The following is a 13,184-nucleotide window of genomic DNA, read 5'->3' as shown; positions in this document are numbered from 1 at the left end:
TGTCAGTGACGTCCCTCGACACTGAGCGCATGGAACTCGTACGCGCCACGCGGCGGGCCGAGCAGTTGCTCGTTCCCGCCGCCTTCGTGACCGCGCTCGGCAACAACGTGCAGTTGATCGCCGGGGCGCTGCTGATGATCCGTTCCGACAGGACGATGCTGGCGGTCGGGCTGCTGTTCGTCGCGGTGGCGGCGCCGCAGGCCGTGCTGTCGCCGATCTTCGGGCGGCTGGCCGACCGCTACGACCGGCGGCGGCTGTGGATCGGCTGCGACCTGGCCTCGGCGGTGCTGGCGCTGGCGCTGCCGGTGTGGCTGGCGTCCGGCGGGGCGAAGGGGCCCGGGATCTACGCGGCGAACTTCGCGCTGGCCGTGGTGGCGGCGCTGTTCTTCCCGGTGAGCAACGCGCTGATCAAGGAGCGGGTGCGGCCGAGCCAGGTGCGCCGGTTCAACGCGAACTACGAGATGGCGACCCAGGCCGGGATGCTGCTGTCGGCGACCGTCGGCGGGCTGCTGGTGCAGCGGCTCGGGGCGGTGCCGCTGTTGTTCTTCAACGCCGGGACGTTCGCGGTGTCGGCGGCCCTGGTGGCCGGAGTGGGGAGGCGGAGTGCGGTAACCGGAGCTGAAACCAGTGTTGCGGCCGGTGCGACGCCGGCAATCATCCCCACAACCGCCTCGACAACCGCCTCGACAACCGCTCCGACCGCCGCCCTGACCGCCGGACAGCCCGCGAGCTCCCGCGTCCCGCTCGGCCGCCTGATCGTCCTCTACGCGCAGGGCAGCGTCGTCGTGACGGTGTTCAACGCGCTGCTGCCGAAGCTGGTCCTGGGCGAGTGGGAGCGCGGCGCGGCGCTGTTCGGCATCGTCGACGCCATCGGGAGCCTGGGCTTCCTGGCGGCCACGGCCTTCTACAAGGCGGCCGGTCGGCGGTTCAACGACCTGCCGATCGCGGTGTTCGGGTTCCTGGCGTGCAACGTCGCGCTGGTCCTGCAACCGCTGTTCGGGCCGGTGGGCCTGGGCCTGGGGGTCGCGCTCGGCGCGTTCACCTACGGCACGGCACGGATCGCGTCGCGCTCGCTGGTGATGACCAGCGTCGACGAGGCGCACGCCGGCCGGGCCTTCGGGCTGGCCAACGGCGCCGGGCTGGCGGCCACGGTGGTGGCGATGCTGGGGATCGCCGAGCTGGTCGACCGCTCCGACAGCCGGTGGGGCTTCGCGGCGCTGGCCGGGCTGAGCGCGGTCGCGGCGGTGGCGGCCGGAGTGCTGCTGCGCGGGCCGCTGTCACATTCGCGCGACGGCGTACGTCATAGCGACGACCGTGAACAGCACCACGGCGCGATCGGCGCCGGGATCCGTAGCAGGATGGGGAACCATGAGCGACGACGTCGAGCAGCTGGCGGAGTTCTTCCAGTCCCAGCGCCCGCACCTGACAGCTGTGGCGTACCGGATGCTGGGGTCGCTGGCTGAGGCGGACGACGCCGTCCAGGAGGCCTACCTGCGGCTGAACCGGTCGGACGTGACCGAGGTGGAGAACCTGGCCGGGTGGCTGACGACGGTCACCGGCCGGGTCTGCCTGGACGTGCTGCGCGCCCGCCGCACCCACGGCGAGGAGGACCTGGAGGGCCCGGCCGGCGCCGCGGCGGCCGAGACCGCCGACCGCGACGCGCTGGCCGACCCGGAGCTGGCGGCCGAGCTGTCGGACTCGCTGGGCCTGGCCCTGCTGGTGGTGATGGACACCCTCGGTCCGTCCGAGCGCCTGGCCTTCGTCCTGCACGACCTGTTCGCGGTCCCGTTCGAGGAGATCGCCCCGATCGTCGGCAAGAGCACCGCCGCGGTCCGCCAGCTGGCCAGCCGCGCCCGCCGCCGGGTCCGCGGCCAGGCCGAGGAGACCGAGAACGACCGCGCCCGGCAGCGCCAGGTGGTCGGCGCCTTCCTGGCGGCCTCGCGCGGCGGCGACTTCGCGGGACTGCTGCGGCTGCTGGACCCCGACGTCGTGCTCCGCGCCGACCTGACCGCCGCCGGCTTCGGCGCCCCGGCCGAGGTCCGCGGTGCCGGCGACGTGGCCGAGCAGTTCTCGGGCCGGGCCCAGGCCGCGCAGCTGGCGCTGGTCGACGGGACGCCGGGCCTGGCGTGGGCGCCGGGCGGCGCGGCGCGGGTGGTCTTCGACTTCACGGTGGTCGGCGGGCGGATCGTGGCGATCGAGATGCTGGCCGATGCCGGGCTGCTGGCGGGGCTGGAGATCGAGCTGGTGGGGCCGGTGGGGGCTACCGAGTCGGTCGAGTCGGTCGAGTCGGCGGGGTCGTCGGAGTCGGTCGGGTCGGCGGAGTCGGTCGAGTCGTCGGAGTCGGCGACAGGGTGAGCTCCGCGAAGCGGACGACGGCGTCGGTGACCGCATGGAACCGCGGCGACTGGAAGAAGTCGAAGTTGTGCTGCGTGCCGGGTAGTTCGGCGTAGACGACCGGCTGAGCGGAGGACGCGCGCAGCCGGTCGGCAAAGGCCCGGGCGTCGCGGCGCAGCACCAGGGTGTCCAGCGTGCCGTGGACGATCAGGAACGGCGGAGCGTCGGGGCTGACGCAGTCCTGCGGGGACGCCGGCGCGCCGGGCTCGGAGCGGCCGACAGGTCCGTAGTACCCGTAGAACCCGATGACGCCGCGCACCTCGGTCCCGGCTCCGCCTTCGGACGGCGGAGCCATCGCGGCCATCGCTGCCAAATGCGCTCCCGCAGAACCGCCGGCCACGAAGATCGCCTCGGGGCTGCCGCCGTACGCCGGCACGTTGGCGCGCGTCCAGTCCAGCGCGGCCCGCACGTCGGCGAGCTGATCCCCGTAGCCGACGCGAAGGAGCCGGTAGTCGATGCTGATACAGACCCAGCCCTGTGCCGCGAGCCGGTACAGCAGAGGCCTGGCACCCAGCATCTTGCTGCCTATCAGAAACCCGCCGCCGTGGATGTAGACCAGCACCGGCGCCTCTGACCGTCGGCGCCGACGGGAGACGTACACGTCCAGCCGGTTGCCGCGCCGGGCCGGGCCGTAGCGGCGGTTGCGGACCCGGCGCACATCCGGTCGCCACGAGATGATCGGCACCACCAGACGCCACCACGGCGGTCGGGTGGGGCGGGGCGCGCTGTCGGGCCCGTAGACCGCCCGGAACGCCTCGGACAGCGCCGGTCGCGCCGACCGGGCCCGGACCGCGATCCGGCCGAGCAGCAGTGCGTCCAGCGCGGTGAGGGCCACGAGCAGCCACCACACCCCCGGCCGCGGGGCGACCAAGGTGCCGACGGTCCCCGCGACCAGCCAGCACAAGCCCAGCACTGGCAGCTCGTTGATCCACCAGCCCAACACGAACTGGATGTTGAACGGCGAGGAGTGGCGCGGCATCGGAGGGAACAAGGCCAGCAAGGCGAACAGAGCCAGGTTCAGCGTGGTGGTCAGCGCGCCGGACATGTCCTCACCCTGCCTGCGGGGACACGCCCAGGTCGCTCCTGGCCGCGTGCTCCGTATCGTACAACGCTGATTCAGTGCGCGATGTCCGCCAAGGGCTGGATCCGCGAGTTCGGCGCCGGGAGGTGCGGCCAGCAGTCGACCGACGCGCCGCAGCCAACGGGAGCGTCGGCGTCGAGGAACACGGCGGTCACCGCCGCCGGGCCCGCGTCGTGGTCCTCAGTGTCGGGCGGACAGTGGGTGATCAGCGACGCGCCGGAGACACCGATCAGCGTGATCGGGAGCGCGATCATGAAGACGGCGGCGGTCAGGCTCAGCGCGCGGGCCCGGCCGGTGAGGGCGCGGTCCAGCCGCAGCAGGCGGCGCACGCGGCGCAGGGTCGGCGAGGAGTCGATGCTCAGCGTGCTCGGGTCGGCGGTGAAGGCGGTGTTGGGGGACGGCACCGGGGCGGCCTTGGCAGCCGTGCCAGCCGCACCCTTCGAGCCTGCCGCGCCGACTCTGGCCGCTGCGCCGGCCGGACCCTTCGAGCCTGCCCCGCCAGCCGCACCCTTCGAGCCGGTCGCGCCGGTCGCACCTTCCCGGCCCGCCGCCCCCGAACCAGTCCTGACCTCGCCCGCAGCGCCATCGGGACCCGCAGTACCCCGGTCCGGCGTCAGCGCGGGCAGGAGCATCGGCATCGGCGTCGCCGTGGGGTCCAGGTCGGGCGCGTGCCCGGTCCCGATCACCGCCAGCGCCGCCGCGACCGCCGGGGCGCTGGTCCGCGCCACCGCCGCGTCGTCGGCGATCAGCTCCACCAGCCGCCGCGTCTCGCGCTCCGCGTAGGTCAGCAGCCGCACGTGCGGCACCGTGCGCCCGATCGCCGCCGCCAGGGCGATGACCACGTGGTGGTGGCCGGAGACGTGCGCCCGCTCGTGCAGCAGCACCGCCTCCAGCTGCGTGGCGTTGAGCCGGGACAGCGCGCCGGTCGTGATGACGATGTCGCCCGGGAGGCAGTAGCAGGCCGGCGCCGGGTGGTCCAGGACCAGGACCCCGAGTTCCTCGTCGCGGGTGGCCAGCATCCGCAGGACCCGCAGGTGCGCCCGGCGGCGCAGCCGGGCCCGGCCGAACGTCACCAGCAGGCAGTACAGGATCCGCAGCACCAGCGCGCCGGCCGAGACCAGGCCGATGTGGCCCACCCAGGTCGCCACCGAGCTGTGCTCGCCGACGGGCAGAGTGTCGGCGCAGCGGTCCAGCGCCGGGCTCAGCTCGGACAGCCCCTCGACCAGAGTCAGCGCCAGCGCGAGCCCGGCGCCGACCGAGGCGGCCAGGAACGAGCAGCTCAGGATCTGCAGCAGCAGCACCGTCAGCCGGGGCGCGCGGTCGGAGGGCCAGAAGCGGGCCAGCAGCGCCGGGGCGAACAGGGCCACGGCCACCGCGTACAGGCCGAGGATCAGTGCCGCTATCACTGCCGGGGGTCCGCCTGGGGCTCGGGCTCCGGCGGGAAGATCTCCAAGGCGGCGCGCAGGGCCCGGGCCTCGTCGTCCGAGAGCTGCTCCAGGAAGTGGACGAACGCGACGGCCTGGTTGTCGCTGGTGGCCCAGGCGTCCCGCATCAGGCGCGCGGTGTACGACTCGCGGGAGGCGACCGCCTCGTAGACGTACGCCCGGCCCTGCGGCTGCCGGCGCAGCCAGCCCTTGCGGTGCAGCTTGTCCATCACCGTCATCACGGTCGTGTAGGCGAGCGCGCGGTCGGTGTTGAGGTCGTCGAGCACGTCACGGACCAGCACCGGGCGATTGCGCCGCCATATCCGGTCCATGACGGCGGCTTCGAGATCTCCGAGTTGTCGCATCGCCACGCCCGCAAGCCTAATCCACGCTGGTCGCTCCGGGAATCAGTGCTTTGGCGCGGGCGTCACCGAGCCGGGCTCCGGCCCCGGCTCCTGCTCCACCGGAGACGGCCGGGGACGCGGCTTCGGCTTCGGACGCGGCCGCGCACTGGCCGAGGGCGAGGGCGGCGGCACCTTCGAGCCCGTCCCGCCGACCCCCGTCCCGCCGACAACCGACAGGTCCGCGGTCCGCTCCACCGGCGCGGTCACCGGCGCGGTCACCGCCGCCGACCCCCGGCTCCCGATCAGACCGGACATGGTGAGCACGACGCCGGTGAGGGTCATCCCCACGGACAAGGCGAAGTGGACCCGGCGCGCGGGCCGGACCCACGCGAGATACGAGGCGTCGACGAGCATGCCGCCACGATCTCCGAAGGCGCGCGCCGAACCGGGCCCAACCACGTCACGGCGGCGCGCGGCGCCGAACGAGCCACTCGCGTGGTCCAGTTGTTGGACTGGTGGTCGTCCGCTTGTCGGACTACATCCGCTCAGTTTGCCCGATGCCGTGACCAATGGCGCGGATGCGGCATCCTCCACCGGTTCTCAAGTGCGGCCGCCGATCTGTCGCGCCGCAGATCAGTGCCCGGTCGGCGGCCCGGGGGCGCCCGATCGGCCCCGCTGGGCCCCGGTGGGGCCGCTGGCGGGTTTGAGGCCGGCTTGAGATTTCCTGCACGCGCGGTATTGCAATCGGGCACTGTGGGTGAGGAGAATGACAGGACCCTGGTTAACATGATTAACGAATGACCCCCTGATTGTTCGTCTTGTGTTCGTCCGCGCCAAACGCGCGAGCGCTGTGAGGTGACAAGCGATGAGGCTTGTGGTGGCTGGTCGCAGGGATGACCGACCGCAGCCGGCATTGGACAACGCACTGCGCCTGGACGGGTTCGCGGTGCGCCGGCTGCGTGCCGACGACCTGCCCGGGATGGCGGCGTTCTCGCCGCACGCAGTGCTCATTGACCTCGGGCTGCTCGACGAGGAGTCGTTGGCGCTGTGCGAGCGCATCCGGCGCCGCACCGACGCCGCGCTGGTGGCGATCACCGCGCGCGCCGACCGCGGGCTGTGGATCGAGGGCCGCCGGCTGGGCGTCGACGACTTCGTGGTGAAGCCGTACGGCCTGACCGAGCTGACCACTCGGATCCGGGCCGCGGTCCGGGCCCCGGCCGACCGTCCGGACCACCTCGGCGTCGGTCCGGTGGTGGTGGACGCCGACGAGCGCCGGGTGAACGTCCACGGCCAGCCGGTGGTGCTGACCCGTAAGGAGTTCGACCTGCTGCACCTGCTGGCCAGCACTCCGGGCGCGGTGCTGTGCCGGGAGTTGATACTGCGCAAGGTCTGGCACACCACGGAGAAGTCGGCGAACCGGACCCTGGAGGTGCACATAGCCACGCTGCGCGCCAAGCTCGGGGTGCCGGACCTGATCCGCACGGTGCGCGGGATCGGCTACGTGGCCGACGCCGAGTTACCGCGGAGCGTGAAGGTGTGAGAGCGCGGCGTTCATCGCCGTCAGCACCCTGATCGTGGCCTGAACGTCGGCCGGATCGAGCTCCGGCCGGCTGGCCGCGCCCTCCCGTTCGAACGCCGCGTCGCCGCGCCGCACCAGCTCCGTGCCGGCGGCGGTGAGCGTGACGACGTTCTCCCGCCGGTTCCGCGGTGCCACGGTCACCGTCATCAGCCCGGCCGACACCGCGTTGTCGATCTGCCGGCTGACCGTGCCCTTGGTCAGTCCGAGCCGGTCGGCGACGGTCTGCTGGTTCAGCGGCCCGGGGTGCGCGTCGACGACCGACAGCACGAGGAACTGGGCCAGCGAGATGCCGAGCTCCCGCTGGAACAGCGCTTCGCCGCCGCGGTCGAGCAAGCCCGCGACGCGGCGGATCAGGTACCAGAGCGTGGCCTGGTCGTCGGGGAACTGGGGCACGTCCATGGGCCCAGGATAACGGGCCGGTTTGACAGGCAACAGTTTTGAATGCAACCGTTGCAGATGCAACAGTCATGCGGTTCCGGCCGGTCGCTCCGAGGAGTCCCTGTGCGGGTCCTGATAGTCCTCGATCATCCCTACACGCTGGCCTCGGCCGACAACGTCCCCCACCGCCGCAGCTTCACGGCGGCCGTCACCGCCGCGGCGATCCGCGGCCTGGAGGCCGCCGGGCACGACGTCGACCTCGTCGATCTGGCCGCCGACGGCTTCGCGCCCGCGATGACCGCCGCCGACCTGGCGGCCTGGCGGCAGGCCGGGGTCGTGGACCCGAGGGTCGCCGACTACCAGCGGCGCCTGCTGGCGGCCGACCACCTCGTATTCGCGTTCCCGGTCTGGTGGGAGGCGATGCCGGCCGCGACCAAGGGGTTCCTCGACCGCGTGCTCACCAAGGGCGTGGTGTTCGAGGAGCTGCCCGGGGCGAAGGGCAACCCCTTCCGCAGCCTGATGCCGCGCCTGTCCGGCGTCACGGTCCTGTCGGTGATGACGACGCCGGACAAGGCCTACCGGTGGTGGTTCCGCGATCCGCTGACGAAGATCCTGTTCAAGGGGACGTTCGGCAAGATCGGCGTCAAAAGCCTGACGTGGGTGAACTACGATCGCGTCACGGACCGCACCGCCGAGCAGCGGCAACGGATGCTGCACGACACCGAGGCGCGGTTCGCCGGGCTGGCCGTGCGGAGCCCGGTGGGCCCGGCGGCCTCGGCGGGTGCCGGGAGGGCCGGGAGCCCTACGAGTCCTACGAGCCCTACGAACCCTACGAACTGAGCATCCGCGCCACCGGGCCGCCGAGTACCGCGAGGGTCGTGGCGTCGTCCATGGCGATCAGTGTTCCGCCTCCGGATGCGCCTCCGCCTCCGCCTCCGGATGCGGCTCCGGATGCGCCGCCAGCGCCCGCCCGACCGCGTCGTCCCGCGTCGCCGCGGCCCGCAGCTCCGCCCGCTGCTCGTACCAGCGCTTGAGCAGGCCCGGCAGCTCGCCGCGCAGGAACTGGAACATCACCACCGACTCCGCGAGCCGCCGGCCGGCCGGGCTCTCCGCGCCGACCACGGCGACGCCCTCGGCCAGGCTGGTCTCCCAGCGGACCAGGATGGCGTCGCGCTGGAGGATCGCCTCCTGCCACACCTCGTCCAGCACCCGATAGCGGTCGCGGCGCGAACCCGGTTCGCGCTCCCGGGTCACCAGGCCGACCTGGCTCAGGTAGCGGATGGCGCCGGAGACGGCGGCCGGGGAGATGTCCAGCATCCCGGCGAGCTGCTGCGAGGTCAGGCGGCCGTCGTCGGCGGTGAGCAGGGCGGCGAACACCCGGGCCGGCATCCGCGGGATGCCGCTGTCGCTCAGCGTGCTGGCGAAGCGCTCGATGTACGCCAGCAGCTGGGCCGGGTCCGGGCCGGGGGCTTGGTCCGTGCTCATGACCCCAAAATAGCGCCCCTCCTCGCGATTTCATAACATTCACAAAATTCTGAAAGTTGGAGTAGCCTGAGGGCTATGACGACAGCGATCAGCGCGTCCGGCCTGGTGAAGACGTTCGGCCGGACCCGTGCGCTCGACGGCCTGGACCTGGCCGTCGAAGAGGGCGAAGTCCTGGGCTTCCTGGGCCCCAACGGGGCCGGGAAGTCGACGACCATCCGGGTGCTGCTGGGCCTGATCCGCGCCGACTCCGGCACCGCGACCCTGCTCGGCGGCGACCCCTGGCGGGACCGGGTGGCGCTGCACAAGCGGCTGGCGTACGTCCCCGGCGACGTCACGCTGTGGCGCAACCTCTCCGGAGGAGAGGTTATCGACCTGTTGGGCGGCCTGCATGGCGGAGTCGACGCGAAACGCCGCGCGGACCTGCTGGAGCGCTTCGAACTGGATCCCACCAAGAAGGGCGGCCAGTACTCGAAGGGCAACCGCCAGAAGGTGGCCCTGATCGCCGCCCTGGCCTCCGACGTGGAGCTGCTGATCTTCGACGAGCCGACCTCCGGCCTGGACCCGCTGATGGAGGACGTCTTCCGGCAGTGCGTCGCCGACGAGCGCCGCCGCGGCCGCACGATCCTGCTGTCCAGCCACATCCTGTCCGAGGTCGAAGCCCTCTGCGACCGGGTGAACATCATCCGCGCCGGCCAGAGCGTCGAGACCGGCACGCTCGCCGAGCTGCGGCACCTGACCCGCACCACCGTCGAGGCCGAGCTGAGCGGGCCGCCGTCCGGGATCGAGGCGCTGCCCGGGGTCCACGACCTGAAGGTCGACGGCGCCAAGGTCGGCTGCCAGGTCGACACCGACCACCTCGACGGGCTGCTCAAGGCCCTGACGGCGGTCGGGGTCCGGACCCTGGTGAGCCGGCCGCCGACGCTGGAGGAGCTGTTCCTGCGCCACTACGAGCCCGAAGGCGCCGGCCGGTGAGCGGCCCGGAGGCGAGCCCCGCCGAGCCCGCCGAGCCCCGCCGCGGCGCCACCGACGGCGGCCTCAGAACCCTGATCAAACTCGGCACCCGCCGCGACCGGATCATGCTGCCGGTCTGGATCTACGCCCTGCTGGCCACCGTCGGCAGCACGGCCTACTCGCTGAAGCAGCTGTATCCGACCCAGGCCGACCGGGACCAGCTCGCCGTCAGCATCTCCTCGAACCCGTCCCTGCGCGCCCTCTACGGCCCGCTCTACGACACCCACAGCCTCGGCGCACTGACCGCCTGGCGTGTGCTCGGCTTCGGCGGCCTGCTGATCGGCATCATGGTGATGCTGCTGATCACCCGGCACACCCGCGCCGAGGAGGAGTCCGGCCGGCTGGAGCTGCTCGGCTCCGGCGCCGTCGGCCGCAACGCGCCCCTGACCGCGGCCCTGGTCATCGCCGGCTCCGCCTGCTTCGGCATCGGCCTGCTGGCCGCCGTGGTGATGGTCGCCCTCGGCGAGGGCTGGGCCGGCGCCCTGGCGTTCGGCGCCTGCCTGTTCGCCGTCGGCGTGGCCATCGCCGGCACTCAGGCGGTCGCAGCGCAGCTCACCGAGACCGGGCGCACCGCCAACGGGATCGGCGCGCTGATCCTGGGCCTGGCCTACCTGCTGCGCACCGTCGGCGACGCGGCCGGGAACAGCGGCGGCGCCGGCTGGGTGGCGTGGCTGTCGCCGTTCGGCTGGATCGAGCGGGTGCACCCCTGGGCCGGGGACCGCTGGTGGGTGATCGGCCTGACGTTGGCCGCCGGCGTGGTCGCCGCCGCCGTCGGATACCGGCTCCAGGGCGCCCGCGACCTGGGCGGCGGACTACTGCCGCAGCGCCCCGGACCGCCCGCCGCCGGACCGGGCCTGCGCGGCGTCCACGGCCTGGGCCGCCGGCTCCAGTTGCCGACGCTGCTCGGCTGGACGGCCGGGCTGCTGGCCTTCGGCGTCGTGATGGGCACCCTGGCCAAGGGCATCGACCAGCTGCTGAACGACAACAAGCAGGTCGAGGACATCATCGCCCGCTACGGCGGGGTGCAGGGGCTCACCGACTCCTACCTCGCGACCGCCGTCAGCTTCCTGGGAATGGCCGCGGCCTTCTACGCGGTGCAGGCCGTCCTGCGGCTGCGCGGCGAGGAGACCTCCGGCCGGGCCGAGCCGATCCTGTCCGGCTCCGCCGGCCGCCTGGCCTGGGCCGGCAGCCACCTGGTCTACCCGGCGGTCGGCAGCGCGCTGGTGATGGCCTGCGCCGGCCTCGGCGTGGGCATCGGCGCCGGAGCGGTGCTGGGGGACTTCTGGGGCTGGGTCGGCCGGATGCTGCGCGCCGGGCTGGTCACGACCCCCGCGCTGTGGATCATCGCGGCCGTCGGCGTCGCCCTGTTCGGACTGCTGCCGAAGTGGACGCCGGCCGCCTACGGCGTCTTCGGCGTCCTGGTCTTCATCGCCTACCTGGGGCCGGCGATCAACGCCTCGCACTGGCTGCTGGACCTGACGCCGTTCACCCACATCCCGAAGATCCCCGGCGGGGCGTTCCACTGGGCGCCCCTGATCTGGATGACAGCCGTCGCCGCGGTCCTCGCCGCCGCCGGCCTGCTGGGCCTGCGCGGCCGCGACGTGTCGTCGGCGTGATCTGCTACCTTGGACGCATGAAGCGCGCCATGCAGACGACGACGCCGGACTCCGTCCCGGCGCGCTGAATCCTGAAGCGTTAACGAAGCCCCGGGGCGAGTGCCCCGGGGCTTCGCCGTTGTCCGGGACCCTCGCCCTCCCAGCACTTCCCAGTACTGAGGAGAGGTCCCATGAGCCAGAACCCGCACGACCACCGCAAACTCGGCCGCGAACTCGGCCTGTTCGACACCGACCCGCTGATCGGCGCCGGCCTGCCGTACTGGCTCCCCGACGGCGCCGTGGTCCGGCACACCATCGAGGAGTACATCCGGGCGGTCGAGCGGCGCGCCGGGTATCAGCATGTGTACTCACCAGTGCTCGGCAAGCGCGAACTCTACGAGATCTCAGGGCACTGGTCCCACTACAGCGACGACATGTTCCCGCCGATGGACCTCGGGGCCGAGCAAGTCGTCCTGCGGCCGAGCCTGTGCCCGCACCACGCACTGATTTACCGGTCCCGCGCACACAGCTACCGCGAGCTGCCGCTTCGCATGGCTGAGATCGGCGGCATGTACCGTGCTGAGCTCTCCGGCGCTCTCGGCGGCCTGACCCGAGTCCGAGCCATCACCCTCAACGATGCGCACATCTTCTGCACCCTGGAGCAGGTCGCCGCCGAGGCCTCGTCGGCGCTGAGCCTGATCCAGGACGCGTACCAGGCCCTCGGCATCGACGCGGCCCGCTTCCGGCTTTCCCTGCCGGGGCCCGGCGGCAAGTACATCGACAAACCCGACATGTGGCGTCGCGCCACCGAGATGCTTCGCGAGGTCCTCACCGCATCAGGCCTCGACTACTACGAGGCCGAGGGCGAGGCAGCGTTCTACGGCCCCAAGATCGACGTCCAGATCACCGACCCCACCGGCCGCGAATCGACCCTGTCGACCGTCCAGATCGACTTCCACCAACCGGAACAGTTCGCTCTGGAGTACATCGGCGCGGACGGCGCGCGACACCGTCCGGTGATGGTGCACCGCAGCATCGTGGGGAGTCTGGAACGGGTGGTGGCGCACCTGATCGAGCAGCACGGCGGCGCCTTCCCGGCCTGGCTGGCTCCGGTCCAGGTAGCGGTGCTGCCGGTCGGGGAGGGCGAGATCCCGGCGGCGCGCGCGTTCCACGCGCAGTGCTTGGACCTGGGTCTGCGGGCCGAGGTGGCGTTCCCGGAGCGGGGGAGCCTTGGCGCCCGGATCCGGGAGGCGCGGCTCGTGCCCTATCAGGCGGTGATCGGCGGGCGGGAGGCGGCGGACGGCGCGGTCGCGCTGCGGCTGCGGGACGGGAGGCGGCTGGAGCCGCTGGGGGTGGCGGAGGCGGGGAAGCGGATCGCCGAGCGGGTGGCGGGGCGGGGGAGGGGGTTGTGGGAGGGGTGAGGGTGGCTGTTCGCCCTCACCCCGCGAACACTGCCGCCAGCGCCACGGGATCCGCGTCCACGATGGCGCTCCCGGCTATCAACACCTGTTCCGGCAGCACGATCACCAGCGCCGCCACGTCCGCAGCCCCGCCTCGTGCTGCCAGCGCCGCCGACCGCCACAGGTCGGCGGACGGCAGCACCTGGTGCGTGGTGAGGGTCAACGCGGCGCCGTCCCAGCCCAAGTACCGTGCGCCTTCGACCCACGGCAGCGCCGCCTCGTCGCCGAGCACCACCAGGTACTCGGGATCTACGACGGTCCGCAGCGCGGCTCCGTCCGCGACGCGGCGATGGGTGGCCGCGGCGAGCGCGGTGGCCACGGCGCCCACGCCGAGTATCGCCACCGCCTGCAACGGCGGTTCTCGCCGACGCCACGACTCCACGATGCGCTCATTGGAGGCTGTAGCCGTCATCGCCCCGACACCGCCCCCGTC

General features: G+C 72.6%; 14 protein-coding genes. 7 read left to right on the top strand and 7 right to left on the bottom strand.

The features are described from left to right. Positions 1-29: 29 nt before the first annotated feature. Positions 30-1,463, top strand: a complete 1,434-nt coding sequence (locus tag ABD481_RS15355) for an MFS transporter (RefSeq protein ID WP_344666315.1) — start codon at positions 30-32, stop codon at positions 1,461-1,463. Next, positions 1,369-2,355: a sigma-70 family RNA polymerase sigma factor gene (locus tag ABD481_RS15350; RefSeq protein ID WP_344666314.1), complete on the top strand. Its 987-nt coding sequence runs from the start codon at positions 1,369-1,371 to the stop codon at positions 2,353-2,355. The genes ABD481_RS15355 and ABD481_RS15350 overlap by 95 nt, the downstream gene beginning before the upstream one ends. Here the strand turns inward: ABD481_RS15350 and ABD481_RS15345 are convergent. From ABD481_RS15345 to ABD481_RS15330, 4 genes are all read right to left on the bottom strand, one after another. After that, positions 2,261-3,439, bottom strand: a complete 1,179-nt coding sequence (locus tag ABD481_RS15345; protein WP_344666313.1) for an alpha/beta hydrolase — start codon at positions 3,437-3,439, stop codon at positions 2,261-2,263. The two genes, ABD481_RS15350 and ABD481_RS15345, sit on opposite strands and share 95 nt — an antisense overlap. A gap of 71 nt (positions 3,440-3,510) precedes the next feature. Beyond that, positions 3,511-4,881 (bottom strand): M56 family metallopeptidase, encoded by a 1,371-nt coding sequence (locus tag ABD481_RS15340; RefSeq protein WP_344666312.1) that lies wholly within the window; start codon positions 4,879-4,881, stop codon positions 3,511-3,513. After that, complete coding sequence (locus ABD481_RS15335) at positions 4,878-5,264, bottom strand: BlaI/MecI/CopY family transcriptional regulator (protein ID WP_344666362.1); 387 nt, start codon at positions 5,262-5,264, stop codon at positions 4,878-4,880. Before ABD481_RS15335 ends, ABD481_RS15340 begins: the two co-directional genes overlap by 4 nt. 42 nt (positions 5,265-5,306) lie before the next feature. Then, a complete protein-coding gene (locus ABD481_RS15330; protein ID WP_344666311.1) occupies positions 5,307-5,657 on the bottom strand; it encodes a hypothetical protein in 351 nt (116 codons plus the stop codon). A gap of 451 nt (positions 5,658-6,108) precedes the next feature. Between ABD481_RS15330 and ABD481_RS15325 the strand changes: the two genes are divergently transcribed. After that, on the top strand, positions 6,109-6,783 hold the full coding sequence (locus ABD481_RS15325) for a response regulator transcription factor (RefSeq protein WP_344666310.1): 675 nt from the start codon (positions 6,109-6,111) through the stop codon (positions 6,781-6,783). On the opposite strand, the gene ABD481_RS15320 is transcribed toward ABD481_RS15325, so the two are convergent. Continuing rightward, entirely contained in the window at positions 6,760-7,221 is a 462-nt protein-coding gene (locus tag ABD481_RS15320) for a MarR family winged helix-turn-helix transcriptional regulator (RefSeq protein WP_344666309.1), read from the bottom strand. The two genes, ABD481_RS15325 and ABD481_RS15320, sit on opposite strands and share 24 nt — an antisense overlap. Before the next feature lie 102 nt (positions 7,222-7,323). On the opposite strand from ABD481_RS15320, the gene ABD481_RS15315 reads away from it, so the two are divergent. Beyond that, the gene (locus ABD481_RS15315; protein WP_344666308.1) at positions 7,324-8,040 is read left to right on the top strand and encodes an NAD(P)H-dependent oxidoreductase; all 717 of its coding nucleotides are present in this window, start codon (positions 7,324-7,326) and stop codon (positions 8,038-8,040) included. A gap of 57 nt (positions 8,041-8,097) precedes the next feature. Here the strand turns inward: ABD481_RS15315 and ABD481_RS15310 are convergent, their stop codons facing one another. Next, positions 8,098-8,685 carry a GbsR/MarR family transcriptional regulator gene (locus tag ABD481_RS15310; RefSeq protein WP_344666307.1) on the bottom strand — a complete coding sequence of 196 codons (588 nt, stop codon included), beginning with the start codon at positions 8,683-8,685 and terminating at the stop codon, positions 8,098-8,100. A gap of 75 nt (positions 8,686-8,760) precedes the next feature. On the opposite strand from ABD481_RS15310, the gene ABD481_RS15305 reads away from it, so the two are divergent. The 3 genes from ABD481_RS15305 to thrS all read left to right on the top strand — a co-directional run bounded on the left by ABD481_RS15305 (position 8,761) and on the right by thrS (position 12,712). Then, a complete protein-coding gene (locus ABD481_RS15305) occupies positions 8,761-9,657 on the top strand; it encodes an ABC transporter ATP-binding protein (protein WP_344666306.1) in 897 nt (298 codons plus the stop codon). After that, positions 9,654-11,312 carry an ABC transporter permease gene (locus ABD481_RS15300; RefSeq protein WP_344666305.1) on the top strand — a complete coding sequence of 553 codons (1,659 nt, stop codon included), beginning with the start codon at positions 9,654-9,656 and terminating at the stop codon, positions 11,310-11,312. Before ABD481_RS15305 ends, ABD481_RS15300 begins: the two co-directional genes overlap by 4 nt. A 170-nt stretch (positions 11,313-11,482) precedes the next feature. After that, entirely contained in the window at positions 11,483-12,712 is a 1,230-nt protein-coding gene (gene thrS, locus ABD481_RS15295) for a threonine--tRNA ligase (RefSeq protein WP_344666304.1), read from the top strand. Between the two features lie 16 nt (positions 12,713-12,728). Here the strand turns inward: thrS and ABD481_RS15290 are convergent, their stop codons facing one another. Beyond that, entirely contained in the window at positions 12,729-13,133 is a 405-nt protein-coding gene (locus ABD481_RS15290; RefSeq protein ID WP_344666303.1) for a bpX5 domain-containing protein, read from the bottom strand. Positions 13,134-13,184 lie beyond the last annotated feature (51 nt).

This window comes from Catenulispora yoronensis (genome assembly GCF_039531695.1).
Lineage (GTDB): Bacteria > Actinomycetota > Actinomycetes > Streptomycetales > Catenulisporaceae > Catenulispora > Catenulispora yoronensis.
This window is presented reverse-complemented; position numbering and strand designations above follow the sequence as displayed.